24 protein-coding genes are annotated in these 25,337 nt (G+C 40.5%); 6 read left to right on the forward strand and 18 right to left on the reverse strand.

Features of this window, described 5'->3' with window-relative positions:
* Positions 1-26: 26 nt before the first annotated feature.
* From K348_RS0117315 to K348_RS0117385, 15 genes are read right to left on the reverse strand one after another with little or no spacing between them, the layout of a single operon-like run.
* Positions 27-479 carry a GatB/YqeY domain-containing protein gene (locus tag K348_RS0117315; RefSeq protein ID WP_029906800.1) on the reverse strand — a complete coding sequence of 151 codons (453 nt, stop codon included), beginning with the start codon at positions 477-479 and terminating at the stop codon, positions 27-29.
* Positions 480-505: 26 nt separating this feature from the next.
* Complete coding sequence (gene ftsZ, locus K348_RS0117320; protein ID WP_029906801.1) at positions 506-1,804, reverse strand: cell division protein FtsZ; 1,299 nt, start codon at positions 1,802-1,804, stop codon at positions 506-508.
* Positions 1,805-1,850: 46 nt separating this feature from the next.
* Positions 1,851-3,185 carry a cell division protein FtsA gene (gene ftsA / locus K348_RS0117325; protein ID WP_029906802.1) on the reverse strand — a complete coding sequence of 445 codons (1,335 nt, stop codon included), beginning with the start codon at positions 3,183-3,185 and terminating at the stop codon, positions 1,851-1,853.
* Positions 3,186-3,242: 57 nt separating this feature from the next.
* Positions 3,243-3,977, reverse strand: coding sequence for a cell division protein FtsQ/DivIB (locus K348_RS0117330; RefSeq protein ID WP_029906803.1), 735 nt, complete (start codon positions 3,975-3,977; stop codon positions 3,243-3,245).
* A complete protein-coding gene (gene murC, locus K348_RS0117335; protein WP_029906804.1) occupies positions 3,974-5,344 on the reverse strand; it encodes a UDP-N-acetylmuramate--L-alanine ligase in 1,371 nt (456 codons plus the stop codon). Before murC ends, K348_RS0117330 begins: the two co-directional genes overlap by 4 nt.
* Positions 5,337-6,449 (reverse strand): undecaprenyldiphospho-muramoylpentapeptide beta-N-acetylglucosaminyltransferase, encoded by a 1,113-nt coding sequence (murG, locus tag K348_RS0117340; protein WP_029906805.1) that lies wholly within the window; start codon positions 6,447-6,449, stop codon positions 5,337-5,339. The genes murC and murG overlap by 8 nt, the downstream gene beginning before the upstream one ends.
* Positions 6,450-6,451: 2 nt before the next feature.
* Positions 6,452-7,693, reverse strand: coding sequence for an FtsW/RodA/SpoVE family cell cycle protein (locus K348_RS0117345; protein ID WP_029906806.1), 1,242 nt, complete (start codon positions 7,691-7,693; stop codon positions 6,452-6,454).
* A gap of 6 nt (positions 7,694-7,699) precedes the next feature.
* Positions 7,700-9,034 (reverse strand): UDP-N-acetylmuramoyl-L-alanine--D-glutamate ligase, encoded by a 1,335-nt coding sequence (gene murD, locus K348_RS0117350; RefSeq protein WP_029906807.1) that lies wholly within the window; start codon positions 9,032-9,034, stop codon positions 7,700-7,702.
* A gap of 14 nt (positions 9,035-9,048) precedes the next feature.
* Positions 9,049-10,311 (reverse strand): phospho-N-acetylmuramoyl-pentapeptide-transferase, encoded by a 1,263-nt coding sequence (gene mraY, locus K348_RS0117355; protein ID WP_029906808.1) that lies wholly within the window; start codon positions 10,309-10,311, stop codon positions 9,049-9,051.
* A gap of 1 nt (position 10,312) precedes the next feature.
* Positions 10,313-11,185 (reverse strand): thioredoxin family protein, encoded by an 873-nt coding sequence (locus K348_RS18915; RefSeq protein ID WP_156032919.1) that lies wholly within the window; start codon positions 11,183-11,185, stop codon positions 10,313-10,315.
* An 11-nt stretch (positions 11,186-11,196) separates the two neighbouring features.
* Positions 11,197-12,645, reverse strand: a complete 1,449-nt coding sequence (locus K348_RS0117365; RefSeq protein ID WP_029906810.1) for a UDP-N-acetylmuramoyl-L-alanyl-D-glutamate--2,6-diaminopimelate ligase — start codon at positions 12,643-12,645, stop codon at positions 11,197-11,199.
* A gap of 12 nt (positions 12,646-12,657) precedes the next feature.
* Positions 12,658-14,862, reverse strand: coding sequence for a penicillin-binding transpeptidase domain-containing protein (locus tag K348_RS0117370; RefSeq protein ID WP_029906811.1), 2,205 nt, complete (start codon positions 14,860-14,862; stop codon positions 12,658-12,660).
* 23 nt (positions 14,863-14,885) lie between these two features.
* Positions 14,886-15,215: an FtsL-like putative cell division protein gene (locus K348_RS0117375; RefSeq protein WP_029906812.1), complete on the reverse strand. Its 330-nt coding sequence runs from the start codon at positions 15,213-15,215 to the stop codon at positions 14,886-14,888.
* Positions 15,216-15,230: 15 nt separating this feature from the next.
* Positions 15,231-16,142, reverse strand: coding sequence for a 16S rRNA (cytosine(1402)-N(4))-methyltransferase RsmH (gene rsmH / locus K348_RS0117380; protein WP_029906813.1), 912 nt, complete (start codon positions 16,140-16,142; stop codon positions 15,231-15,233).
* Positions 16,143-16,144: 2 nt separating this feature from the next.
* Positions 16,145-16,606 (reverse strand): division/cell wall cluster transcriptional repressor MraZ, encoded by a 462-nt coding sequence (locus K348_RS0117385; RefSeq protein WP_029906814.1) that lies wholly within the window; start codon positions 16,604-16,606, stop codon positions 16,145-16,147.
* Positions 16,607-17,032: 426 nt separating this feature from the next.
* Here K348_RS0117385 and K348_RS0117390 point away from each other — a divergent pair, with 426 nt between their 5' ends.
* The 4 genes from K348_RS0117390 to K348_RS0117405 are packed head-to-tail and all read left to right on the forward strand — an operon-like array spanning position 17,033 to position 19,926.
* On the forward strand, positions 17,033-17,863 hold the full coding sequence (locus tag K348_RS0117390) for an ATP-binding cassette domain-containing protein (RefSeq protein WP_029906815.1): 831 nt from the start codon (positions 17,033-17,035) through the stop codon (positions 17,861-17,863).
* Between the two features lie 11 nt (positions 17,864-17,874).
* The gene (locus tag K348_RS0117395) at positions 17,875-18,711 is read left to right on the forward strand and encodes a hypothetical protein (protein ID WP_029906816.1); all 837 of its coding nucleotides are present in this window, start codon (positions 17,875-17,877) and stop codon (positions 18,709-18,711) included.
* 3 nt (positions 18,712-18,714) lie between these two features.
* Positions 18,715-19,080 (forward strand): GntR family transcriptional regulator, encoded by a 366-nt coding sequence (locus K348_RS0117400; protein ID WP_029906817.1) that lies wholly within the window; start codon positions 18,715-18,717, stop codon positions 19,078-19,080.
* A gap of 12 nt (positions 19,081-19,092) precedes the next feature.
* Positions 19,093-19,926 carry a hypothetical protein gene (locus tag K348_RS0117405; protein ID WP_029906818.1) on the forward strand — a complete coding sequence of 278 codons (834 nt, stop codon included), beginning with the start codon at positions 19,093-19,095 and terminating at the stop codon, positions 19,924-19,926.
* 67 nt (positions 19,927-19,993) lie between these two features.
* Here the strand turns inward: K348_RS0117405 and rpiA are convergent, their stop codons facing one another.
* The 3 genes from rpiA to dnaN all read right to left on the reverse strand — a co-directional run bounded on the left by rpiA (position 19,994) and on the right by dnaN (position 23,059).
* Positions 19,994-20,701 carry a ribose 5-phosphate isomerase A gene (rpiA, locus tag K348_RS0117410; protein WP_029906819.1) on the reverse strand — a complete coding sequence of 236 codons (708 nt, stop codon included), beginning with the start codon at positions 20,699-20,701 and terminating at the stop codon, positions 19,994-19,996.
* 372 nt (positions 20,702-21,073) lie between these two features.
* Positions 21,074-21,844, reverse strand: coding sequence for a 3'-5' exonuclease (locus K348_RS0117415; protein WP_029906820.1), 771 nt, complete (start codon positions 21,842-21,844; stop codon positions 21,074-21,076).
* 90 nt (positions 21,845-21,934) lie between these two features.
* On the reverse strand, positions 21,935-23,059 hold the full coding sequence (dnaN, locus tag K348_RS0117420) for a DNA polymerase III subunit beta (protein WP_029906821.1): 1,125 nt from the start codon (positions 23,057-23,059) through the stop codon (positions 21,935-21,937).
* Positions 23,060-23,322: 263 nt separating this feature from the next.
* On the opposite strand from dnaN, the gene K348_RS0117425 reads away from it, so the two are divergent.
* Positions 23,323-23,916 carry an RNA polymerase sigma factor gene (locus tag K348_RS0117425; RefSeq protein WP_081852611.1) on the forward strand — a complete coding sequence of 198 codons (594 nt, stop codon included), beginning with the start codon at positions 23,323-23,325 and terminating at the stop codon, positions 23,914-23,916.
* Between the two features lie 83 nt (positions 23,917-23,999).
* Positions 24,000-25,184, forward strand: a complete 1,185-nt coding sequence (locus K348_RS0117430; RefSeq protein ID WP_029906823.1) for a FecR family protein — start codon at positions 24,000-24,002, stop codon at positions 25,182-25,184.
* Positions 25,185-25,337: the final 153 nt, after the last annotated feature.

A 25,337-nucleotide genomic window follows, 5' to 3' on the forward strand; every position in this document is an offset into this window, starting at 1 on the left:
CTTTCTTTATTATATTGATGCTTCTCTTATTTACTCAACAACTTCTTCACTGTCTCTGAAATAGCTTTACCCGCTGCTAAACCGGCTAAAGCCTTTGTTGCAACTCCCATTACCTTACCCATATCGGCAGGAGAAGTTGCGCCTACCTGAGCGATAATCTCACTTATTTTTGTGTCCAGCTCTTCCTGAGTCAATTGTTTTGGTAGATATGCTTCGATAACGGCAAGTTCAGCCAGTTCTTTTTCTGCAAGATCGGCACGGTTCTGGCCATTATATATTTCGGCACTGTCGCGGCGTTGCTTCGCCATTTTCTGAAGAATCTGGATAGCAGCTTCATCAGATAGTTCATCACCTGCCCCTTTGGCTGTCTTTGCTTCCAGAAATTCCTTTTTCATACCGCGCAAAGCTTCCAGTCTGATTTTATCTTTTGCGCGCATTGCGTCTTTAATATCTTCGCTAACTCTGTCAAATAAGTTCATAGTTATTATAGTATAATTTTATTGTATTATTCGTTAAAAAGTCCGCCCGTTTTCTTTGCTTCAGGCTTGTATTCACTCGGATTGAATTTATCATCGCGTTTAAATACCGGAGTATTTTCCAATGCATCTACAATACGGTCGTTGTCCAGTTCTTCTGTTGAAAGTACAAACGGTTTCGGAGTAAAGAAAGTCGTACGTACCGCCATTGTCTGCACCCCGTCTTTACCATAATGCTTTTCTATCATTTCGTTTATACGGCGTTTTTCCTCCTCTTCCTGTCTGATGCGTTCCTCTTCCAGAAGCTCTTCTTCTTCTGTAAGATTGCGGTAATGCTCGTCGATACCGGGAATACTAGACATACCGAATCCGGTAGCGAGCAATGTTATTTTTACTCTGTCGTTGAGCTTCTTATCGATAGCGGTTCCCCAGATAACTTCTATTTCAGGCCCGAATCGCTTCATGAAATTGGCAACGGCTTCCATTTCCTCCACAATAAGCGGCTTGTCTTCGCTGGAGTATATATTGAATAATATTTTCTTGGCGTCGAATACGTCGTTGTTGTTCAATAGTGGTGAATGCAATGCATTTACAATAGCGTCTTCCACACGGTTTTCACCTTCTCCGAATCCACTACTCATTATGGCTACACCGCCGTCTTTGAGTATTGTTTTCACATCGGCAAAGTCGAGATTGATATGACCGTGTACGGTGATGATTTCCGCAATACCTTTCGCAGCGATCGTCAGCGTATCGTCTGCTTTGGCAAAGGCATTAGGGATTGTGAGGTCTGCATAAATATCGATCAGGCGCTCATTGTTGATAACCAATAATGCATCTACGTTTCTGGCAATATCTTCAACACCTTTGAGTGCCTGTATAATCTTCTTGCGCCCTTCGAATACGAAAGGAATAGTGACAATCCCTACCGTAAGTATTCCCATGTCTTTGGCTATACGGGCAACTACAGGAGCTGCTCCCGTTCCCGTTCCGCCTCCCATACCGGCAGTGATGAATACCATGCGTGTACCGTCGTTTAGCAACCGTTCGAGGTCTTCCCTGCTTTCTTCGGCTGCTGCACGCGCTACTTCGGGACGGTTTCCCGCTCCTAATCCTTCGGTAATTTTCTTACCCAGCTGTACGCGTGTTTCTACAGGAGATTCGCATAGAGCCTGATTGTCGGTATTGCACAGTGCAAAAGATACGTCATGTATTCCTTCGTTATACATATGGTTTACGGCGTTGCCGCCACCGCCGCCTACGCCGATTACTTTTATGATTGTCTGAGTTTTTTTAGGAAATTGAAAATCCAGTATTTTTTCATCCATAACTTAGATGTTTATTAGTTTAATAAATGGGAGAGGAAATGTTCTTTTATTCTTCGTCGCTGAACATTGTCCCGCCAAAGTTTTGAATCTTTTCGAAGAAGCCGAACAGGCTTGTTTGTTTACCGTCTTTATTCTTCTTGTTTTTCTTATTTTTCTTTTGCTCCTCTTCTTTTTCTTCCGGTTTAGGTTGGACCGGAGTGTCAGGTATATTGTAAGTTATTACGGGCTCTTCTATAACCGCAGCTACAACCTCTTTCTTTTCGCAGTTTTCATTTGCAAAAAGCAACAGGCTTAATACCTGTGTATAAAGCGGATTCTGAAGTAGTTCGGCTGCATTGTTTATATAGACACGTTTTGCAACGGCACGTTTTACAGGTAATTGAGATTTGTCGGCGAGGTAATCTGTAAGTCCGCTCATTTGCGATGCACCGCCGATCATGATAATTCCGGCATCCAGTTCATTGCTGTATCCCGATAATTTGATCTGATTGATAAGATTCTGGATAATTTCATCCTGACGGAGTTGAATAACTTTATTCAATTCGCGAAGATCGACATCCGGAGAAACATCTCCTGCCGCCTTATTTTTATCTTTACCCAGTTTTCCGTAACGTATCTTGTATGTTTCGGCAGAATCGAAAACAAAGCCTAACTCCTGCACGTCTTTGGTTATTGTGCGGCCACCGAAAGGAATTACAGACATGTAGCGTAGCAATCCGCCTTTGTAAATAGAAAGGGTCGTAGTGCCCGCACCGAAATCGACAAGTGCACATCCTGCCTGCCTGTCGTGCTCGTCGAGTACCAATGCACCCGCTGCTACGGGGCCGACAATATAGCCTGCAATATCTATCTGCGCTTTTTCAGTTATTGTTTTAGCAAGATTATTCTTTATATTCGGACGGCCTATAACCAAACGGTAACGGCCCTCGAGTGTATGTCCTACTTTTTCGATAGGGTCTTCTTCGTATTCGCCATCCAGATAATATTCCGGGGCAAGTACGCTGTAATTGGTAAAGAATTCCGGCTTGTTCAGTTTTGCCTGCTGCTCTAACGTATCGAGCAGGGCAAAAGTGATAGGAGTGGTACCGTCCAGCATCTTGGTTTCCTTATGCTCGGCAGCACGTAGCGATTTGCCGGCAACGGAAACATATGCCTTTCCTATTTTTCTCCCTATTTTATTTTCAAGCAGACTTATAAGTCTTTTTATTTTTCCTGCTGCTTCGTCTATATTGTAGATTACACCATATTTTACACTCGAATCGGAAGGTACGCTTTCCGAAGCCAGAATGGTGATTACGCCCTGTTCATTTTTACGCCCTACTACACCTACAATCTTTGAAGTGCCAAGGTCGATGCCAACTATAAATCCTGCTTGTTCCATATAATTTCTATCTTAATTGCCGGTCCCGGAAAAACCGTTTCTAATCAAATCCTTTATTTAACGTTTTGTACAAACAACTTGTTTGTCGAATTTCAGATTAATTACTGAATATTTGTTCCATCCAGTTTCGTTAAGCCCGTTTTCATAAAAAGTAAGCAGCTTATTCAGCCTTTCTTCATATCCTTGCAGGTTTCCCAGAATAATCTGGTGATCGCCTACACGAGGTATGAGTTTGATATCCTGATTAGGCAGGACTACTATTTGCTCAATTTGTGCGTTCCAAAACTTATCGTTGTGCAAAAATAATGCAAATTTGTATAAGTCAGCCTTTGCAAATTCTTCTTTTATTGTTCCAGTAGCAATAGGAAGGTAGGCTGTGAAGCGTCTGGATAACGGCATTTTAGCACCTTCATTGTCGATATAATAATTTTCACCGTAGCTGCTAATCACTCTCAGTAAGGGTTTGCGTTCTTCGAGGGCTACTTTGATAGCATTGTCGTTAGTAACAAAGACATTCGCTTTTTTTATCAATTGGTTCGCCAGTATGGCTTCTTCTATTGCGTTGGTATTAACTTCTTTTAATTGTTTTCCTGTCGGATCTAGCCCTTTTTCTTTGATAAATTTCAATACATCTTCTGTTTCGATGAATTGTTCATCACCGGAACTGTTTTTTACTTCCACCTGAAATCCGGAACATACGCCTTCTTTCGGCTTTTCTTTAAAATAGAAAACCGAAAAGATCAAATAGCCTGCCAACAAGCTTAAGCAGAGAATAACAAGTATCTTCTTCATATCTTTTGTTCCAGAATATCCTTTATGGGTAGTAACAGTTGGTCGATGTCCCCGGCCCCGATAGTCAACAATACTTCGATATCGTTTTTATTCGCTAATAAAGGTAGTAATTCCTCTTTGTTGCACAATATCTTAGGACAGGTAACTTCATCGAATATAATTTTAGACGTTACACCCTCAATTGGTTTTTCTCTTGCCGGATATATATCCAGCAATATAAGTTCGTCCAGTAAGGACAAACTACGGGCAAACTCAGGTGCAAAATCACGGGTACGCGTATACAGATGAGGTTGAAAGACCCCTGTCACTTTCTTATCCGGATACAGCTCTTTGACGGATGTGATGCTTGCAGCCAACTCCTCGGGATGATGCGCATAGTCGTCTATCATTACGATTCTATCCGTTTTCATCAGGAAATCGAAGCGGCGTTTTGCTCCCTGAAAAGTTGCCATGCTGTGACGTAGTTCGTCAGCAGTCACACCATTGAGCCATGCGAGCGCCATAGAACCGATGCTGTTTTCTATATTTATTTTTACAGGTACGCCTAATTGTATATTATCGATTGTTTCTTTCGGGGTTACAAAGTCGAAACGGATTTCACCATTGCCGATTTTAATATTTTTAGCATGGAACTCGCCTTTATCTGTCGAGTAAGTGAATACACGTACATTTTCCCGTACCTTCGGCGATAGCTTTATATTGTGCTTCATAACTAGTGCGCCGCCCGGTTGTATCAGGCTTGTAAACTTCTCAAAGCTTTTAAGATATTCTTCTTCCGTGCCGTAAATATCCAGATGATCAGGATCGACCGATGTAATCAGTGCCATATAAGGATGCAGCCAATGGAAAGAACGGTCATACTCATCTGCTTCTACAACCGTGAACTCACTGTTGGCAGATAGCAACAGATTGCTGTTATAATTCTTCAGGATACCGCCCAGAAAAGCATTACAATCGAGATGCGATTGCTTAAGAATATGCGCCAGCATACTGGATGTTGTCGTCTTACCATGTGTGCCTGCACAGCACAAAGCTTTACTGGCTTTGGTAATTGTACCTAATACCTGTGCGCGTTTCTGAATAATGAAATTGTTTTCATGAAAAAACTTCACTTCTTCATTATCGGCAGGTACGGCAGGGGTGTATACTACCAGTGTGGTAAATTTATCTTTACAATAGTCCGGTATAAGATTTACATCATCGGTATAATGGATAGCCGCTCCTTCCTTTACCAGCTCTTTAGTCAAAGGGGTTTCCGTCCGGTCATATCCGGCTACCTTTTTGCCTTTCGACATAAAGTAACGGGCAAGGTTGCTCATGCCTATCCCACCTATTCCAATGAAGTATATGGACTGTATATTATTCATCTTTCTTTATCAGTTTTATGGCTTCGTCCACGATGCGGTCTGCCGAATCGCGTTGTGCCAATTTCAGAATATTTTCCGATAATACTTTTAGCTTTGCATCATCATGGATTGTTTCCAGTGCAACCGGAACCAATTTCTCGATTGCTTCATTATCTGTTATAAGTATAGCCGCATCTTTGTTGACAAGCGCCATAGCATTCTTCGTCTGATGATCTTCCGATACATTTGGCGAGGGTACCAGGATGACAGGCTTGCCCAACAGGCTCAATTCGGAAATAGAGCTGGCTCCTGCACGTGAAATTACCAGATCGGCGGCTTTATAGGCTAAGTCCATACGGGAAATAAATTCCTGCATATGTACATTACCGGGATTTCCTTTACTGGCAATATCCATATTCAATTCGAATGAATATAGCTTGCCGCATTGCCAAAGTAGCTGTATATCCGATTTTCCTATCTGATCTAAGCCAGCGAGGATACTTTTATTCAAAGTCCGTGATCCCAGACTTCCACCGATAAGTAAAATCGTCTTCTTGTCAGGATCGAGATTATATTCTTTATATGCTTCTTTCCTTGTAATAGTAGTTGATAATAATTCCTGTCGACAAGGATTGCCTGTCATAATAATTTTATCTTTCGGGAAGAAGCGTTCCATACCTTCGTAAGAAACACATATTCTGGATGCTTTTTTTGCCAGGAATTTATTTGTTATTCCGGCATATGAATTCTGTTCCTGTACCAAAGTAGGTATTCGCAGTTTATTTGCCTGATACAGTACTGAACTGCTGGCATAGCCGCCTACACCTATTACAATATCGGGGTTGAAATCTTTTATAATATGTTTCGCTTTTCTGAGACTTTTTTGAAATTTTATAGCTACTGAGATATTCTTAAAAGGGCTTTTTCTGTTCAGTCCGGAGATATCCAGCCCTATGATCTCATATCCGGCAGCTGGAACTCTCTCCATTTCCATACGTCCGGCTGCGCCTACAAAAAGTATCTCGGTTTCGGGAAACCGTTTTTTTATAGCATCGGCAATTGCTATGGCAGGGAATATATGTCCGCCAGTGCCGCCTCCGCTAATTATGACTTTTAGTTGTTTCATCTTCAATCTTCCTTTTCGGGCATTTCAAAATCAATATTTGCAATACTTTCATCCACATCCTCATGATCCGCATCATTAAACTTAGACGAACAAGCCAGAATGATGCCGAAATAAGCGCAAGTAATAATAGTTGAAGTCCCACCACGGCTGACAAGGGGCAAAGGTTGCCCTGTTACCGGTATAAGATTTACCGCAACAGCCATATTTGCCAAAGCCTGTATAGTGAGAATTAGTCCTGCACCCAGAATAAGGTACCGCGGGAATTTCTTTTCGCATTTAGAAGCCAGTACGCCGCACCGGATCATCAAAGCAATATATAAAAGTAATACAAATAATCCACCCAGCAAACCCATCTCTTCAAGAATAATGGCAAAAATAAAATCGGAATAAGCCTGCGGCAGGAAGTCCCTTTCGGTACCGCTACCCGGTAGCCCTATGATTCCGCCGTTTGCTATTGCTATTTTGGCATGCGAAACCTGGTAATTATCATCGTTTACCTTGTATGCAATTGAGCCGTCTTCATTCTTGTCATATATCGAAACTTCCTGATCACCAGAGTGTCTTTCTATACGGTTTTTCCAAGTAGTGAGACGTCCCGGAAAATAATCTTTGACAACATTCTCAGGTAATAAAGTAAGACTGAGAATCAGAAATCCGGCTATAGCTATCCCCGCTACTGCTACCTTAAATAACCTTTTGAATTGTACCTGCCCGATCCATAACATCAGGATGCATACTCCGAAGAGAAGACAGGCTGTAGACAGGTTTTCAGGAGCAATAAGTGCGCAAATAATGATTATGCCTATAATCAGTGTTTTAAAAATCCAACTTTCATTCTCCGGTTTCATTTTACTTAAGAAGAAGGCAATAAAACCGATCATGGATATTTTCGCAAATTCGGAAGGTTGTATAGTGAAAGCACCGATTCCCAGCCAACGCTGTGCGCCGTTGACGTCTTCTCCCATAAACATGGTGACGATAAGCAGGATAGCAGAAATAGGCAATCCCAGCAGTAATACAGAAAAGAAACGTGTAGGTACACGTTGCAGAAACATGACCACAGCAAACCCGATCAGCAGAAATGCAGAATGACGAAGTATTGGAGCCCAATGGCTTTGCTGGCGGTAGGCTATTGTGCTGGTGGCGCTGAAAACCTCGAGCAGAGAGATGATACACAGAGCAATAAATATGCACCATATAACCTTATCTCCTTTAAATGCCCTTCCTAAAAAGTTGAATTCCATGACGGATTATAATTTTCTTACGTATTCTTTAAACTGGTTGCCTCTGTCTTCATAATTCTTAAAGAGATCGAAGCTTGCGCAACATGGCGACAGTAAGACCGTATCACCTTCCTGTGCCAGTTCGTATGCTTTCTGTACGGCGTCTTTCATCGAAGAAGTGTCCTCTGTATGTTCTACTTTTCCGTCGAAAAACTTATGCAATTTGCTATTATCCACTCCGAGGAAGACTAATGCTCTTGCTTTGTCCTTAACTAATTGTTCGATTTCGTTGTAATCGTTGCCTTTGTCGGTACCGCCCAATATGAGAACTACTTTTGTTTTCATGCTTTGCAGTGCGTACCAGCACGAATTTACATTCGTTGCTTTAGAGTCGTTTATAAACTGGATGCCCCTTACTTTAGCTACTTTTTCGAGGCGATGCTCTACACCTGTAAAGTCGCTCAATGACTGACGCAGATTATCATCTGTGATATCTAGAAGCTTTGCAGCAATGCCTGATGCAAGCGAATTATAGAGGTTGTGTAAACCTTCGAGTGCTAATAAATCCTGTTCCATAATAAAGTTGGAATTAGGAGTGAAAATATCTATCTTGTGATTATTCAGATAAGCTACAGCGTTTCCAATCTTATGGTCTGCAAAAGTATAACGCTTACCTGTCGATGCAAGTTTGTTTATCTCTTTGCTTACTATAGGGTCTTCCTCCCAGAATATGAAAGCATCCGCCTCGGTCTGATTACGGGCGATACGCATTTTAGCGTCGATGTACTTTTGCATATCATGGTCGTACCTGTCGAGATGATCAGGTGTAATATTCAGTAAAATGGCAATATCCGCCTTGAAAGAATACATATTTTCAAGCTGGAAACTGCTTAGTTCCAATACATAATAGTCATAGTTTTCTTCGGCTACCTGACGGGCAAAGCTTCGCCCGATATTTCCTCCCAATCCGACATTCAGCCCTGCAGATTTCAGTATATGATATATCAGGCTTGCGGTAGTTGTCTTACCATTACTACCGGTAATACAAATCATCTTGGCAGAAGTATAGCGTTTCGCAAATTCCATTTCGGAAAGCACAGGAATTCCTTTTTCAATAGCTTTATGAACAAGAGGCGCATAGTTAGGTATTCCGGGACTTTTTATAATCTCGGTGGCAGCGAGTACAAGTGCTTCGGTATGTCCTTTTTCTTCGTAAGGGATACTGTATCGATCGAGTTCGGCTTTGTATTTGTCCAGCAAAGGTCCGTTATCCGACAGGAAAACGTCGAATCCTTTGGCCTGTGCCAGTATAGCCGAACCAACCCCGCTTTCGCCTCCTCCTAGTATGATTATCTTGTTCATATCTGATGAATTGTTTAGCGCATTTTCAATGTTGCCAGTGTAAGTACAGCAAGAATTATTCCAATAATCCAGAAACGGACTACTATTTTCGATTCGGGAACTGCCCCTATCGGTTTTTGCCATAGGGCCTGTATGCCCGAGTTACCCGCCTTTTGGAAATGGTGGTGAAGAGGCGTCATTTTGAATATCCGTCTACCTTCACCGTATTTCTTTTTTGTAAATTTGAAATAGGCGACCTGTACCATAACAGACAGGCTTTCTACCATAAAAATGCCGCATAGTATAGGCAGCAGCAGTTCCTTATGGATAACTACGGCAAATACGCCTATGATTCCTCCTAATGTGAGGCTGCCTGTATCGCCCATGAATACCTGTGCCGGAAAGGCATTGTACCATAGGAAACCAACAGTGGCTCCTATAAACGCAGCGGCGAATATCACAAGTTCCTGACTGCCGGGTATAAACATGATGTTGAGATAGGAGGCAAACTCCATATGCCCCGATACATATGCCAGTATTCCGAGAGTGACCCCTATAATAGCGGAATTTCCTGCCGCAAGCCCGTCGAGTCCGTCGGTCAGGTTTGCTCCGTTGGATACAGCAGTTACGATGAAAATTACTATCATCACGAATAATATCCATGCTGCCGGTTCGGCGTAATCTCCCATAAATGAAACCAGATCCTCATAATCGAGGTTATTGTTTTTCAGAAAAGGAATGGTAGTCTGTGTAGACTTCACACCTTCTGCAACATAACTTACCCTTTCTATTACATTGTTTTCATTACGAAACTCTATATTTTCTCTGATTGTGACATCGGGACTGAGATATAAGGTTAATCCTACAATAAGCCCTAAGCCTATTTGTGCTATTATCTTAAACTTGCCGTGCAGGCCTTCCTTATCTTTCTTAAATACTTTAATATAATCATCGAGAAAGCCGAGTACCCCCAGCCATACGGTTGTGATTATCATCAATATGATGTATATATTATCAAGTCTTGCTAAAAGTAATACCGGAACTAATATGGAGATAATAATAATAATTCCCCCCATTGTAGGCGTTCCTTTTTTACTTAACTGACCTTCAAGACCAAGGTTCCTGACTGTTTCGCCTATCTGCAGTTTCTGTAATTTATCTATGATGCGACGTCCTATAATGGTGGATATCAGCAATGATAACACCACTGCCATAGCTGCACGGAACGATACGTATCTGAATAGCCCCGCCCCCGGAAAATCTAACTGGTCTAAATAGTCGAATAAATAATACAACATCTTATTTTAGCTTTGTTTTTATGTTATCGTACAGTTCTAATATTTTATCGTTATCCTTTTCATTCGAACTGCGGGCAAGTAATTTCTTTACTATTTTCATTGCTTCTTCGTATTCATTATTTTCGGATAACATATAGACACACGATGAATAATTAACCGTTTCAGGATAGAGCATAATAGCCATTTTGCACAGGATTGCTGCTTCGGCTTTTTTCCCTTGTTCGCATAACACGTAGGCAGCAGACGTTATCTCACCTGCATTTTTTGTAATATGCCTGATCTGATCGGCCAGACCTTTTATGGAAACGTTTTCATCTGTCATTAATCCTTTTTTCAGCCAGTCTGTTATATAAGGATAGGAACGGTAATTCGGAGAATATTTATTAGCTAGTATTGCCTGCAGATCTCTTTCCAGTGATTCTACCGGATATTCTACTATGCGGTTTACCTCTTTATTATTTCTGGAAATAATGATAGTAGGCACCTTAAATATATACTTGTCCACTTCCTGTTTTTCAGGCGACTGTTTATGGACACCGTCTCCCGTATTGAGAGCTATGTACTCTATATTCTTCGGTAGAACGCCTGCCTTTTCCAATACTTTTACAAAGCGGGGAACTTCGCGATGTGAATCGCCGCACCATGTTCCCAGAAAAATAGTAAACCTATAATTATTCAGCCTTGCCTTTTTCAGCTGATTCAAAATAACCTCATTAGGAAAATACGTTTCATATCCACTGTAGAACCATTTGCCATAAGGCGCTTTCGTCATATCCTCTTTTGCTATTTTACCTAAAAGCATGGGTTTGCTTTCTGTCTGTGAAAAAATACAGATAGAAGAAAGAAAAAATATGATTACAAATAGCTGTTTCATAGTATCCGGTTTTAACTATTAAAAATATTACGTACAACTTCCCTGTCATCGAAATGATGTTTCACTCCTTTGACATCCTGATAGTCTTCATGACCCTTTCCGGCAATGAGAATTACATCTCCTTCTTTTGCCAGCGTACATGCTGTCTTTATGGCCTGTTCGCGCTCTACGATCAGTAGTGTCTTTTTCATCTGCTGGCTATTGAGTCCGTCGGCCATGTCGTTGATAATGGCCTGTGGTTCTTCGAATCGCGGATTGTCGGATGTAAGTATCACCTGATCACTAAGGCGTACCGCTTCGCGAGCCATGATCGGGCGCTTTGTTTTGTCTCTGTTGCCACCGCAGCCTACAACTGTAATTACACGGCCGTTACCCTCCAATACTTCGTGAATTGCTTCCAGTACGTTGGTAAGGGCATCGGGGGTATGTGCGTAATCTACAATAGCTGTATAATTTTCCGATGAGCGAATTGTTTCGAAACGTCCCGATACCGGTTTCAATGTGCTGAGGATAAGCAACGCTTCATCGGGATCCTGTCCGAGAAGTACAGTTGCTCCATATACAGCCAGTAAATTATATACATTAAATACGCCTACAAACTGCACCTGTATTTCCTTACCGTTTATCTCGATAGCTGTTCCGTCGAAATGTTTCTCTATTATTTTAGCTTTGAAATCTGCCAGTGTCTTTACAGAATACGTACATTTTTTAGCTTTTGTATTCTGTAGCATTACCAGCCCGTTCTTATCATCGATATTGGTAAGGGCAAAGGCGGCTTCGGGCAGATCATCGAAGAACATCTTTTTTGCTTTCAGATATTCCGCCATTGTTTTATGATAATCGAGATGATCTTGTGTGATATTGGTAAATATGCCTCCTTCGAATTTCAGCCCGCTGATACGTTTCTGATGAATAGCATGCGAACTTACCTCCATAAAGGCATAGTCGCAGCCTGCATCTACCATTTTTGCCAGCATATCGTTCAATGATAGGGGATCAGGGGTTGTATGCGTCGCATGGTATTCTTTACCGTCTATATAGTTGGCAACAGTGGACAATAATCCTACTTTATATCCCAAATGGCGGAACATTTCATACAGCAGAGTTGCCGTAGTCGTTTTGCCGTTTGTTCCGGTAACGCCCACCAACTTTAGTTTTGAGGAAGGGTCGCCATACCAATGAGTAGCGATTTTTCCGGCAGCATCGGCACTGTCTTTTACCTTTATATATATAATATTCTCTTTCGTATGAATGTCTTCTTCGTGAATGACAACTTTTGCACCCAGATCAAGCGCATTGTTTATATATTGGTGCCCGTCTACCTGCACACCTTTGAGGGCAATGAAAGCCGAACCTGCTATTGCCTTGCGGGAGTCGGTGAATATCCCTGTTACTTCTACGTTTTCGTCACCTTTTATTTCGACTACATCTATGCCTTTTAGTAAATCCTTTAGCTTCATATCTGTATCTTTTTAGTTTAATTCAATTGTTATTGCAGCACCTTTCGTTATTTTGCTTCCGGCCTGAATAGATTGCTTTCGCACTTTGCCGGCACCACTCAGGTTGACTTTCAGTCCGCTATTCTCTAACAGATAAATGGCATCGCGCGCACCCATACCTATTACATTCGGTACAAGCCCTTCTTTTGATATGCTTTCGAATAATGTGATGCCGCCGGTCACAGAATCGTTCTTTGCTTTTATCCATTCTGCTTTATCACCGGAGAATGTATATTGCTGGTTAAGCTTTTTCAGTACCAATTCGGTATTTTTCAAAGAGCCGCCTTTTACTGCAGGAATTAAAGAATGTACCGTATCTTTAGATGCATATACAGGCGTCGCCACCAGATGTTTTGTATATATTCCTTCGGCTATATTCTTAAATACGGCGCCCGGCATCAATCCTCCTGAGGGAGAGCCTACAGGCCTGCGAATTCCTACGAAACAGGTATATTTGGGTGCATCGGCAGGGAAATATCCGCAGAACGATACATAATAACCCTCATAGCCTCCGCGCGAAGCAATCATGGCCGTTCCTGTTTTTCCGGCAATAGGAAATAGCTTGGAATTCACGGCTTTACCCGTTCCTTTTGTAACTACTTCCCTCAATATTTCTTTTACCTGACTCAGTGTTCTTTCAGAACACAGCGACGGGTTGATTACTTCGGTTTCGAATTCCTGCTGGACTTTACCGTCTTTCAGGAAAGCCTTTGTAAGGAATGGCTTTATCATTTTTCCGTTATTGGCTATGCCGTTATAGAACATCAGCATATAAATAGGCGGTACCTGCGTTTCGTATCCGAAAGACATCCACGCCAAGGTTGTCTTCGACCATGGATTGGCTTTGTCGTTAGGAAAACGTATCTGGGATGTTCCTTCTATCCCTTTCAACGGTACGTCCCATTCTATTTTCTTTGTCAATCCCAAGTCGTGAATACGTTGTGCGTATTTCTGCGGGTTGTTTTCATAACCCTTAAGTATCATTTTGGATACGACGACGTTCGAAGAAATGGCCATCCCTTCGGTGATAGTCATATATTGTTTGCGACCTCCCGTGCGCCAGTAGTGGTCGCGTACTACACGTCCTTTGTGCTCGAAGAGACCGTTGCCTACAAATAAGGAATCGCGCGGGGTGACTACGCTGTCTTCGAGCGCTACCATCAACGACACTGTTTTGAATGTAGAACCCGGCTCCGACATATAAGAGAAAGCATTCGGGTTTCCTTCGGCATAAACTCCTTCCGACACTCTGTCGAGATTGGTAATGGCTTTTATTTCGCCTGTCGCTACTTCCATTACAATGGCTACGCCCGATTCTGCCCGGGTTTCCACTAATTTGTTATAGAGCGCTTTTTCGGACATATCCTGAATATCCACATCTAAAGAGGTTTTAATATCCCATCCGTCGATTGGTTCTTCCAGAACGACATCTATCCATCGTCCCTGTACACGCTGGCGGGTTTTTAGTCCCGGCACGCCTTTTAGTATAGAATCATATTTCAATTCCAGACCGCTGGCTCCTCCTGCATCTATATCTTTATATATGGAACCTACTGTTCTTCCTGCCAGACGTCCGAACGGCTTCATACGCATAGTCTTCTCTTCGGTAAGCAATCCGCTGCGGTTGCTTCGTTGATTGAAGAAAGGGAAAGTGCGGAGTTCTTTCAGGTCTACATAATTTATATCGGGACGTATTATCCTTACATAGCGACTGCGGACTTTTACTTTTTTCTTTGAGCCGCTTTTCCTGTTTATTTCTATCTCATTGAGTTCCTTACGGCTCAGATCCCAGCCGTCGAGTATTATTTTTTTATATTGTGCTGCATTCCTGTCGGCGAATTTCTTTGCCAATGCCTGCGAAAGGGGAGTGACATATTTCATCAATGTATCTTTCTTTATTCCTTCCGACATGAAGTCCATGTATACACCATACAAAGGCTCGCTAGTAGCAAGAAGGCGTCCGTCGTCGGCATAAATATTACCCCTGTTTGGACGTATTTCTCTGTCTTTCTTTACCGTTTCCAGTTTGCCCAGTTCGCGCCATACAGGCCCTTCGGCATACTTGATCTTAAAGATGCATACAATGATTCCTATGAAAATAAAGGACATGAGAAAAACGATCCAACCGTATCTGCTGATCGCTGCCTTCTTCATTGTGCCTTCCGATTTCTTTGCCATATCTCAATATACCTGTCGGGTATTTACTTGTCTTTTATTTTATATATAGGTTCTTTAGTTTGTTCTATTTCCACGCCATTTTGCTGAACAAGTGCTTCCACTTTCGATTCGCGGCTGACACTCATCAGTTGCGAGGCTATCGTAAGCGATTCGAATTTTGCATCTTTCAGCTCATACTGCAGCGATTCTATCTTGGCTCTCTTCTCTATGCAGCTGTATCTGTTGCTGATATAAAGTACCAATATAATAAAGACGGTGATGATGAACCGCGCATTTTTCCAGAAGAAGTCTTCGGTAAAAACCGTCCCTCCCAGAATATACATCACTTTCTTTTTTATATCTTTCGCTTTCATTTTGGTCGTTGTTCGTTATATCTTTTCCGCAATTCTTAGTTTGGCGCTTCTTGAGCGTGGATTACGTTCTTCCTCTTCGCGAGTAGGAACTATCACTTTATTGTTTACCAGCCTGAAAGGTGTTTCGAAATTGCCGAAAAAGTCTTTTTCTATTTTTCCTTCGAAATTCCCTGTTTTGAAAAAGTTCTTTACAAGCCTGTCTTCGAGTGAATGGTAAGTGATAACTACAAGGCGTCCTCCCGGTCTGAGTATATCCAGCGCCTGATCAAGCATCTCCTTAAGTGTTTCCATTTCTTCATTTACTTCTATGCGGAGTGCCTGAAAAGCCTGTGCCAATACCTTTTTCTCTTTTTCGCCTCTGCCGACAAAGGTCGACAACGTATCGAGAAGATCGCTTATTTTTTTGTAAGGTTTCTCTTTTCTTGTTTTTACGATAACCGATGCAATGCGGCGCGATTGTTTTAGTTCGCCATACAGGTAGAATACGTTGGCGAGTTGTTCTTCGGTGTAATTATTCAGGATATAGGCTGCAGTTTTTCTGCCTTTTTGGTTCATGCGCATATCGAGGTCGCTATCTGTAAAACGGAAAGAAAACCCTCTTTCCTGATCGTCGAAGTGATGTGAAGATACGCCCAGATCGGCTAATATAGCATCCACTTCTTCCACGCCGTGATACTTGATGAAGTTTTTCAGAAACCGGAAATTGCTCCGTATAAATGTGAACCTACTATCTTCCTGTATATTGTTTATTGCATCTTCATCCTGATCAAAGGCATACAAATGGCCACTCTTTCCCAGCCGGGACAAGATTTTTCTTGAGTGGCCTCCACCACCGAAAGTAACATCCACACAGATGCTGTCGGTGCGGATGTTCATACCATCTACACTTTCGTGAAGTAGTGCCGGTATGTGATAAATATCAGCCATGATCAGTTGTTTTGTGAGTCCTTATTCATTAATGCCTGTATCCGGCTTGCGAAATCGTCGGCCGGCAGAAGCGATTTGTCCAGAGAACCGTTTACCCATATTTCTATTGTATTGTCTACTCCCAGAAATCGCACTTCGGATGTTATACCTATCATCTGGCAATATCTTTTCGAAATAAGTATGCGTCCGCTACCGTCTATCTCCAGTTTTTCGGCATCTACCACGAACTGGCGCAGCAGAGCCTGCTCTTCCATATTCCACCTGCTCAGCCGTGAACGCAGTTCGGCCACCTCGTTATCCCATACTTCCACCGGATAAAGAACAAGGCAGTCCTGAAATATGTCTTTTCTGAGTATCAAAGTATTATGGGCAGAAGATTGTAGAATCTTCCTGAAAGCCGCCGGGACAAAAACTCTTCCTTTTGTATCGATCTTAGCTTCTATGTTACCCAAAAATTGCATCATTAACACTTTGAATTTTAACAATATACAATATATGACGTAAAGGTATGAAAATTATACACTTCTCCCCACTTTTCCCCACTTAAATTTGAGCAAAAGTTTTCAACATTGCTATTGAAAAGTTATTAACAATGGTATAGTGCTGTAAATGTGTTGTTTGCGGATGTTTATTAACAGCTCGTTAACAAGTTGTAAACATCTTATTATCAGTGTTATGAATGGCGGAATGAATTCATACGCCAAGCTATCGATAATAAATCCGATGCAAAATTAGATTTTTTTTACTCCCCTATCTATTATATAGATAGAATTTTTCCATGATAAATTTTTTTCAAAAATATATGATAATACTATTGGATATTAAAAAATAATAAATAAATTTGCGTGTACTATTATACTATTACACTGTTATAATTAAATAATGATTATATGGTAACAATGCACAATGTGACCTTCGGGTACAAAAAGAAAGAAATATTCAGGGATTTTACTTTCTCGATAGAGAAAGGTAAGATATCGGGGTTATTAGGTAAGAACGGGGCGGGAAAGTCCACGATGCTTTACCTGATGACCGGTCTTCTGATGCCTCGCAGTGGCAAGGTAGAATATAAAGGAGAAGATGTTTCAAAAAGAAAACCTTCTGTATTAAAAGATGTATTCATCGTACCGGAAGAATTCGATTTACCGTCAATACCATTGAAGAAGTATGTGGCACTTAACCGTTCGTTCTATCCAAACTTTAGCGAGGAGCAACTGCGTACAAACCTCGACTGCTTCGATATGATCTACGATGTGAATTTATCCGCTCTATCGTTGGGACAAAAAAAGAAAGTGTTTATGAGTTTTGCATTGGCTACGAATACATCTTTGTTAGTTATGGATGAGCCGACTAACGGGTTGGATATACCGGGTAAAAGCCAGTTCCGCAAGTTTATAGCTTCGGGCATGACGGACGAAAAGTCTATTTTGATATCAACACATCAGGTGCAGGATGTAGATAAGTTATTGGAACAAGTAATTATTATAGATAACAATACTGTACTGATGGATGCATCGGTTTCTCATATATGCAGACGGTTGCGCTTTCTGGAAACTTCCAGCGAAAAGGTTATTGAGAAAGCAGTGTACGCTTCACCTTCGATACAGGGGTATAATGTTATTATGCAAAATGACGAAGACGAGGAAACTTCACTCAATCTGGAAACATTATTTAATGCAACTCTCAGCAACAGGGATAAGATAACAGCAATATTACAATAAATCTGAATATTATGAACGATACTTTCAATATAAAGCGTTTTTGCTTACTACTGCAAAAGGATATACAAGAGAGCTGGAAGAAATACATGATGCGTGTTCTTACAATATTTGGCGTGCTCGCCATTTTCCTTACGTGGGATTCTTATATGGCTCTAGGTCAGGCGGTGGAAAACGGAAGAATACCAGAATATCTTAACAGAGAATTATTAACATTTGTATCACTGTTCTTTTTCATATTCGGCTGCATCTCAGCGTCATTAAGCATGGAGCCTATCAATAGCAAGACAAAGCGTTTGTCTTACCTGATGAACCCGTCTTCTTCTTTCGAAAAGTTTTTTTCACGCTGGTTAATATTTACCATAGGCTATATAGTGGCATATGTTGTTCTGTTTTTTATGGCCGATGCAGTACGGGTACTGATATGTTCTGTAATGTTTCCAAGTTTGGATGTCGCATTTATCGATTTAAATAAATTAATCGGTGATAAGGATTACAATCATGTTTTTAATGATTCGTTGAAGTTTGCCCAACTTGTATGTGTCTTCTTTTTCTTCCAGTCACTTTTCATTTTAGGATCGACGTTCTGGCCTAAGAATGCATTTATAAAATCATTTTCAGCAGGAACTATAGTATTTATAGCATTCCTTTTCATTTGCTGGATCACAATTTCTATTGTATTTAAAGATGGAATGGAAGGCTTTGGAAATGCACTTAATAATGGTTCATTCCGCGGTAATAGCGGAGACAAAGAAAAGGGAGTAATGTATATCTTTGCGTTTTTCGCTCTGGTAAACTGGATTATAGCATTTTTCCGTTTCAAGGAATCGGAAGTAATTAAACGATGGTAGCTTATGAATTTCAAAGAAAATAAGGCAATTTATCTGCAGATAGCCGACCGTATCTGCGATGAGATACTGCTGGATAGATATAAGGAAGACGAACGTATTCCTTCCGTGAGGGAATATGCGGTTATTGTGGAAGTCAACTTCAATACGGTAATGCGTACGTTCGATTACCTACAGTCGGTAGAAGTGATTTACAATAAGCGTGGTATCGGCTACTTTGTGGCTCCGGATGCAAAAAAGCGGATACGTGGCATGCGAAAAGATGTTTTCCTGAAAGAAGAACTTGAAGCTTTTTTCAAGCAGTTGTATACGCTGAATATCCCGATAGAAGAAATCGTGGAAATGTATAAGGAATATAGTAAGAAACAATAACAACAAGAATATATGAGACTTACCACTAAAATAGTATTGGGCATTATAATAGCAGTGTTTGTGATTGCTATAAGCTACATATGTTATACCTCGCTGAACTATGATGAAAACATGAAGAGAGGTTTTTCTCTGGGTGAGGAAATGGTAGAAATGGATGTACTTGCACAAGGTGCTGTGGAAATCCGTTCTGAGATTTTTTCGGAAGAATACCGCAAAAAACACGATATGTCTGATTTTTATAAATGTTGCGACGGGAATATTGAAATCAAACAGTCGAATGATAAGGCACAGATAGGAAAGATATTTGTGCCGAAGAAATTAAAGGAATACGTCAGCTATTCTACAGAAAATAAGAAGCTTATCATTGATGTGAAAATACAGAGCCTGATTGACGACCTTCAAGAGTCGGAAGAAAAAGAGAGTTACATTAATGATATGAATTTTATTGTATACGTTGACTCTCTGGTAAATGTATCGAGTAATATAACAGGCATAAGAGCTTCGGCAAAAGACTTAGATGCAAGAGAAATCAATCTGGATGTGACAGGAGCTGATCTTGAGATCATTAATTGTACTGCTGATATAGTTCGTCCTTTGATACGGAATTGGGGACGTTTTACGATGAAGGATAGTAAAACTGCGGCATTGGATATAGATCTCGATCATTTGCACAACTGGACTATAGATAAGTGTGATATCGATACGGAAAATCTTACCGGAAGCAGAGATTATTATATAAATCTTCCAAAATCGGAATGCAAAGTTATGAACTGGAATCCGAAGAACGAAAATGCTTCCGTAAGGGTAACACTAGGCTCGGATACAGCAAAAATTATGTTTCCATAAAAAAGATTGTATAAAGAAGTTATTAGTTATTGAGTATGAGGTTGCCGTGAGGCAGCCTCATATTGTTTTATATAGATTTGGATACCAGTATGTTCACATAGTATCCGATAAACAATCCGCTTTCAATTACTCCCGTAACCGATTTTATTTTGTGTTCCATATCATTATCGATCTTGTCGAACCATACATCCAGAATGAGGTTACCGTTTTCGGTAAAGATCGGGCCGTCTTTGCCTTTTGCCATCCTTAATGTTATATCACGACCTCCTAAAGCTTTTAATTCCTGTTCGGCATAGGGCAAGGATAAAGGAAATATTTCTACAGGTACGGGGAATTTCTCTCCGAGGCGGTTTACAAACTTCGATTCATCGACTATAATGTAAGTTTCAGAACTATTGCGGATCAGTAATTTTTCTTTAAACATGGCTCCTCCGCGTCCTTTGATCAGATTTTTTTCAGCATCGACTTCATCAGCCCCGTCGAATGTCCAGTCAGGTTTTTTATTTAGTAACGTGGTTTGCGGTATTCCCAGCTGAATACATGTCATAGATATTTCCTGTGATGAAGGAATGATTTCGATATGTAGGTTTTCTTTTTGTATCCTTTCGGCTATCGCAATCAACGCAATATATACAGTAGAACCCGAACCTGCGCCGATTACCTGCCCATCTTTCATTTTGGCTGCTATTTCTTTAGCGACCTTTTCTTTCCCTTCTCTATTTATTATTGTATCCGACCATTTCAGTTGCCGGATGATACTGCCTTCCCATTCCATATTCTGATTTTTAAAGATGTTCCAAAATTACAATTTATTTTTGGAACATCTTTATCTATATTGTTTTATAGCTTTTAGCCGGTAGCTGATAGCTATTAGCTCTTTGACATAGGTTTTTGTTACAAGTTACTTCGCCCTGCGGACAGTTACAAGTTACGGGATTATTAATTGTTCATTTTTAATTATTAATTGAATCCTGTTACTTTTGTTACCTTTTAACATTGTCTCTCGCAAAGTCGCAAGGACGCAAAGAGATACTGTTAACTGATAACTGTGGACTGTTAACTGTAAAATCCGTTACTTTTGTTACCTTTTAACAGTATATAGTTAAAAAGTGTAAATGTCGAAAAGGCTTCTTTGAAGGAAAATTGCCTATTTCTGCATCTCTCTCAACTTGATTTTAGTAAGTACCTGCTTGGTGTTCAATGGGAAATCTGCATCCATCATCCATGCATAGAAGCTGGGTTCCTTTTTCAGCACTTCCGAAACGGACTTTCCCTTATGCTTACCGAAGTTGAATATTTCCACTCCGTTTTCGTCCCTGATGATACGTCCGGCAAGGTCTACATTATTATTAAAGAAGGAGAACTCTTCGGCCAGCTTTTCGATATCGTTTACAAGATCGGGATATTTGTCCAGCTGGGCTTTCAGCACTTCGTAGGTAGCCAGTGTATCAGCTTCGGCAGAGTGGGCGTCGGTAAGCTCCTTATCGCAGTAGAATTTATATGCAGCCTCAAGCGTGCGCTGCTCTTTCTTATGGAAGATGATCTGTACATCTATCATCTTACGCCTGCTGAAATCGATATCGACTCCTGCACGCAGAAATTCTTCGGCAATAAGTGGTATATCGAAGCGGCTGGAATTAAAACCTGCCAGATCGCATCCTTCCATTTGGTCGGCCAATGATTTTGCTATCTGCTTGAAAGTAGGACAATCAGCCACATCTTCGTCATATATACCATGTATGGCTGATGATGAAGGCGGGATAGGCATCTCGGGATTCAGCCTTTTGGTTTTTACTTCCTGCTTCCCGTTAGGATATACTTTGAGGTATGATATTTCCACTATCCTATCCTTTACAGTGTCGGTACCGGTAGTTTCGAGGTCGAAGAATATGAGCGGATTTCTAAGGTTTAGTTCCATAAGCTTTTAAGAAAAAACTTTATCATTCCCCATTATAATCGAACAGAAGAATGATAAAGTCTATATATTTTTTGTGGTTAATCCTGTTTCTTAGTCGTTAAGCATCATCGGCATTAACAGCATCAGAAGGTCTTCGTTCTCTTCATTTTCCGCAGGGATGATAAGTCCGGCGCGTGAAGGATCGGAAAGTTCCAGTGAGATATCTGTAGACGGAATGTTGTTCAGTATCTCGATAAGGAAGCTCGATTTAAATCCGATGTTCATCGGTGCTCCTGTATATTCGCAAGGAATAGTTTCTTCGGCAGCAGTAGAGAAATCGATATCCTGAGCCGTGATTACTATATTATTGTCAGATAGCTGCAACTTTATCAGATTACTTGCCTGATTGGAGAATACCGAAACGCGTTTCAGCGCATTCAGGAATGCAAGACGGTCGAGAATCACTTTGTTCGGATTATTCTGCGGAATTACAGAATTATAGTTTGGATAACGGCCTTCGATAAAACGGCAGGTCATAGTATAACTCGACATCTTAATGTAAGCGTTATTTTCGTCAAACTTCAATTCTACTGTTTCCGATTCTTTCGGCAGGATAGCTTTCAGTAAGTTGGCCGGTTTCTTAGGCAGTATGAATGAAGCACGTTCTGCGCCTTTTGCAGCCAGCGTTTTGCAGCGGACCAGCTTATGTCCGTCGGATGCCACAAAGGTAAGATCTTCGGATGTAATGTCGAAATATACTCCGTTCATCACAGGACGAAGTTCGTCATCGGCACTGGCAAATAGTGTACGGTTGATACCCGAAAATAGTACCTGTGGGTCGATGCTGAGACTGACAGCTGTTTCTCTGAGTTCTTTCGGCTGCGGATAGTCTTCACCACTTTGTCCGATAAAGTTATATTTACCGTTGTGGAAGAAAATGAAGGTTTCCAGATTATCGTTGTTGATCTCGAATGTAAGCGGCTGCTCCGGTAATTCTTTCAGCGGATCGAGCAGATTCTTTGCATTTACTGCAAACTTTCCGCTTCCGTCGGCTTCATTTACTTCTAATGAGGTTACGAGGCGCGTTTCGGAGTCGGCGGCAGTAAGTGTAAGTGTAGAACCTTCCAGTTCCAACAAAAAGCAGTCGAGAATGGGCAACGTGTTTTTTGAATTAATAACCTTGCTTATCGCTTGCAGGTGACTTAATAATGCAGTGCTGGAAACAACAAATTTCATATTTTTTAGTATGTTTAGAGTTTTAATTTTCGCATTTTATCAATAGAGCAAATGTAGGAAATTTTCTATTTATAACAATAGCTTTGCTGCAAATATATTCAGCAATGTTATGCAGGATTTCTGTTAAATAGTAATTTTATATCATGCATTCGGGTAAAGATTGGATTAAAAGGGTGATATTATATCAATTAGAATTGTATCTTTGCCGGAGGATGTGTATCGCTTCATTGAGACCATGATTACAAAACACTGTAAATAAGCTTATGTCTGATATTTCCCGGATACAAAATTTCATAGACGAGAAAGATACCGATGCGGGCATTTTGTACAACGATTATGTGCAGAATCTATATAGCTATGGTATCAGTCTGGGATTTCCTCACGACATCTGCATGGACGCGATTCATGATATATTCTGCAAACTATATTACCTTAAGAAAGACGAGATATCTGCCATAGAAAATGTAAAGCATTATCTTTTCCGAAGCCTGAAGAACAGGCTGCTCGACATACATAAAAAAAACAAGAATATAGATGTAACGGACGATGCATCTTCTCTGTCTTTCGATATCGAGGTCTCTGTTTTGGATACAATGATCGAGGAAGAAGATAAGGCATTGATGATAAAAAAAGTAGAATCATTGATGAGTTCATTGACCGACAGACAGAAAGAAGCAATTTACTTACGCTATATTCAGGAAATGAGCTATGATGAAATAGCTAACCTTTTAGGTATGACACCTAAGTCGGCACGTATGCTTGTATTCAGGGCCATGGATAAAATGAGGGATTTGTCGTTGAACGAAAGGATAATGTTTTTCACTATTTTATGTACTTCTTTTGTTAAAAATCTCTGACTTCACAAAAAACATTAAAAACAGTGTAGACATTTTTTTACCTCGGACGTCATTATAAGAAGAATCTGCAATCTGCTAATATAATGACGAATAAAAAAATATATACATACCGGGATTTCCTGAACAATGATATTTTTGTTCAGTGGAGACTTACCCGTACAAAAGAACTTAATGAATACTGGGCCGATTTTGAAGAGCAAAACCCTGAATGCAGGCAAGCTTTGGAAGAAGCGATAGACAAATTCAAATCCGTTATACTAAACAATTACCATCTTTCCGATATACAGGCTAATACTCTTTTAACGAATATAAGAAGGGATATAGCTTCCCGTAAAAAGCGCAGCAGGAGATTGTATATATTTGCCTTATCTGCAGCATGTATTGCGGTTCTGGTAGCAACTACATTATTCGGCTATCTGAATAATCAGGATGTACTTCCTGAAGACTCTGATCTGATGTCATCTATCAGCGGAGAAACTAATAACAGTGAAAATATACAGGTAATCAGTGGAGGTAAATCTCTGGCTATTTCTCAGGAAGTAGAAATAAAATTGACAGATAAAGGTCAGGCTTCTATTAAGGGAGTGGATGGAGAGGAGATTGAAAATCTCGATTTGTCGCACAAACAGTTGAATAAAATTATTGTACCCTATGGAAAACGTTCGTCAGTAGTCTTGGCTGATGGTACAAAAGTATGGCTTAATTCAGGAACCGAACTGGAATTCCCCACAGCATTTGACGGTAAAACACGTGATATCAATGTAAAGGGTGAAATATATATCGATGTAGCAAAAGATGAAGCCAAACCTTTTTATATACATTCTTCACAATTTGATATAAAGGTATTAGGTACAAAGTTCAATGTATCGGCATATGATGACGATGCAGTCAATTCTATAGTTTTGGTAGAAGGGAGAGTGAGCGTAACTACTCCGACCAATTCCGTGACGATGAAGCCTAACGAGATGCTTGCCATAAACGCCGGTAACATAGAAAAATCAATAGTGGATATACAGGAGTACATCGGTTGGAAAGATGGTATTCTCAATTTCCGAAAAGCAACGCTGGCAGATATATTGAACAGGGTAGGCAGATACTATAATATTTCCTTCAACAAAAGCGACCATATTGCATTTGCTCAGAAAACATATAGCGGCAAGCTGCTCTTGTCTGATAATTTAGATGACGTAATGAATTCCATTTCGGCTTTTTCATCAACAATATATGAAAGAAATAATAATGTAATACTAATTAAAAACAAGGATTAGCCTATGATCTGACACCTCATGAAAAACAAAAAGAATCGGACAATACTACCAATATCGTCCGATTCGGAGATTCAATTTACAAAATTCCAAGATGTATAACTAAATCTATTTTCAAATGTATGAAAGAAAACCCTAACCTTAAGCGATTTTCTG

This window comes from Prevotella sp. 10(H), assembly GCF_000711235.1.
Classification (GTDB): Bacteria; Bacteroidota; Bacteroidia; order Bacteroidales; family Dysgonomonadaceae; genus Dysgonomonas.

Bases quoted from the DNA above. Each gene is read 5' to 3' on its own strand.
- K348_RS0117315 (WP_029906800.1), bottom strand. From the start codon at position 479: ATGAACTTATTTGACAGAGTTAGCGAAGATATTAAAGACGCAATGCGC.
- ftsZ (WP_029906801.1), bottom strand. From the start codon at position 1,804: ATGGATGAAAAAATACTGGATTTTCAATTTCCTAAAAAAACTCAGACA.
- ftsA (WP_029906802.1), bottom strand. From the start codon at position 3,185: ATGGAACAAGCAGGATTTATAGTTGGCATCGACCTTGGCACTTCAAAG.
- K348_RS0117330 (WP_029906803.1), bottom strand. From the start codon at position 3,977: ATGAAGAAGATACTTGTTATTCTCTGCTTAAGCTTGTTGGCAGGCTAT.
- murC (WP_029906804.1), bottom strand. From the start codon at position 5,344: ATGAATAATATACAGTCCATATACTTCATTGGAATAGGTGGGATAGGC.
- murG (WP_029906805.1), bottom strand. From the start codon at position 6,449: ATGAAACAACTAAAAGTCATAATTAGCGGAGGCGGCACTGGCGGACAT.
- K348_RS0117345 (WP_029906806.1), bottom strand. From the start codon at position 7,693: ATGGAATTCAACTTTTTAGGAAGGGCATTTAAAGGAGATAAGGTTATA.
- murD (WP_029906807.1), bottom strand. From the start codon at position 9,034: ATGAACAAGATAATCATACTAGGAGGAGGCGAAAGCGGGGTTGGTTCG.
- mraY (WP_029906808.1), bottom strand. From the start codon at position 10,311: ATGTTGTATTATTTATTCGACTATTTAGACCAGTTAGATTTTCCGGGG.
- K348_RS18915 (WP_156032919.1), bottom strand. From the start codon at position 11,185: ATGAAACAGCTATTTGTAATCATATTTTTTCTTTCTTCTATCTGTATT.
- K348_RS0117365 (WP_029906810.1), bottom strand. From the start codon at position 12,645: ATGAAGCTAAAGGATTTACTAAAAGGCATAGATGTAGTCGAAATAAAA.
- K348_RS0117370 (WP_029906811.1), bottom strand. From the start codon at position 14,862: ATGGCAAAGAAATCGGAAGGCACAATGAAGAAGGCAGCGATCAGCAGA.
- K348_RS0117375 (WP_029906812.1), bottom strand. From the start codon at position 15,215: ATGAAAGCGAAAGATATAAAAAAGAAAGTGATGTATATTCTGGGAGGG.
- rsmH (WP_029906813.1), bottom strand. From the start codon at position 16,142: ATGGCTGATATTTATCACATACCGGCACTACTTCACGAAAGTGTAGAT.
- K348_RS0117385 (WP_029906814.1), bottom strand. From the start codon at position 16,606: ATGATGCAATTTTTGGGTAACATAGAAGCTAAGATCGATACAAAAGGA.
- K348_RS0117390 (WP_029906815.1), top strand. From the start codon at position 17,033: ATGGTAACAATGCACAATGTGACCTTCGGGTACAAAAAGAAAGAAATA.
- K348_RS0117395 (WP_029906816.1), top strand. From the start codon at position 17,875: ATGAACGATACTTTCAATATAAAGCGTTTTTGCTTACTACTGCAAAAG.
- K348_RS0117400 (WP_029906817.1), top strand. From the start codon at position 18,715: ATGAATTTCAAAGAAAATAAGGCAATTTATCTGCAGATAGCCGACCGT.
- K348_RS0117405 (WP_029906818.1), top strand. From the start codon at position 19,093: ATGAGACTTACCACTAAAATAGTATTGGGCATTATAATAGCAGTGTTT.
- rpiA (WP_029906819.1), bottom strand. From the start codon at position 20,701: ATGGAATGGGAAGGCAGTATCATCCGGCAACTGAAATGGTCGGATACA.
- K348_RS0117415 (WP_029906820.1), bottom strand. From the start codon at position 21,844: ATGGAACTAAACCTTAGAAATCCGCTCATATTCTTCGACCTCGAAACT.
- dnaN (WP_029906821.1), bottom strand. From the start codon at position 23,059: ATGAAATTTGTTGTTTCCAGCACTGCATTATTAAGTCACCTGCAAGCG.
- K348_RS0117425 (WP_081852611.1), top strand. From the start codon at position 23,323: ATGTCTGATATTTCCCGGATACAAAATTTCATAGACGAGAAAGATACC.
- K348_RS0117430 (WP_029906823.1), top strand. From the start codon at position 24,000: ATGACGAATAAAAAAATATATACATACCGGGATTTCCTGAACAATGAT.